Origin of the sequence: Delftia sp. UME58, assembly GCF_014170385.1 — a bacterium.
Taxonomy (GTDB): domain Bacteria; phylum Pseudomonadota; class Gammaproteobacteria; order Burkholderiales; family Burkholderiaceae_C; genus Comamonas; species Comamonas acidovorans.
Genome location: NZ_LZZV01000051.1, coordinates 1 through 849, shown reverse-complemented (window position 1 = coordinate 849; position 849 = coordinate 1). Strand labels below are relative to the sequence as shown.

1 protein-coding gene is annotated in these 849 nt (G+C 64.3%); it reads left to right on the top strand.

Annotation, left to right across the window (positions count from 1 at the left end; translation table 11 throughout):
* The coding region (locus A9976_RS13090) for an amino acid ABC transporter substrate-binding protein (RefSeq protein ID WP_183019370.1) at window positions 1–849 on the top strand (849 nt) is incomplete at both ends.

The window sequence follows — 849 nt, the reverse complement described above, 5'->3', positions numbered from 1 at the left end:
GGGGAATGGGAAGGCATGGACGTGGATATCTGCCGCGCGGTCGCCGCGGCCGTGTTCGGCGACTCCACCAAATTCAAGGGCACGGCGCTGTCGACCCAGCAACGCTTCACCGCGCTGCAATCGGGCGAAGTCGACGTGCTGCTGCGCACCGTCACGCTGACCCAGACGCGCGACACGTCGCTGGGCCTGTCGGCCGTTGCCGCCAGCTTCTATGACGGCCAGGGCATCCTGGTGAACAAGAAACTGGGCGTCAAGAGCGCCAAGGAACTGAACGGCGCCACCATCTGCGTGCAGCCGGGCACCACCACGGAACTGAACCTGGCCGACTGGTTCCGCGCCAACAAGATCGAATTCAAGCCGGTCGTGATCGACAAGGTGACCGAAGTCGTGCGCGCCTTCGAATCCGGCCGCTGCGATGCCTTCACCGACGACGCCTCGCAACTGGCCGCCGTGCGCGCGACCCAAGTGGCCAACCCCAACGACTACGAGATTCTGCCGGAACGCTTCTCCAAGGAACCACTGGGCCCCATGGTGCGCCAGGGCGACGAGAACTGGCTGGGCATCGTGCGCTGGACCTTGTTCGCGCTGCTGGAAGCCGAGGAGTACGGCATCACGCAGAAGAACGTGGACGAGATGCTGAAGAGCAACAACCCCAACGTGCTGCGCATCCTGGGCGTGACCCCGGGCGCCGGCAAGAACATGGGCGTAGACGAAAAGTGGGCCTATAACGCCATCAAGGCCGTGGGCAACTACAGCGAAATATTCGAGCGCAACGTCGGCAAGGACAGCAAGCTGGGCCTGCAGCGCGGCACGAACGCGCTGTGGAGCAACGGCGGCGCCATGTATCCG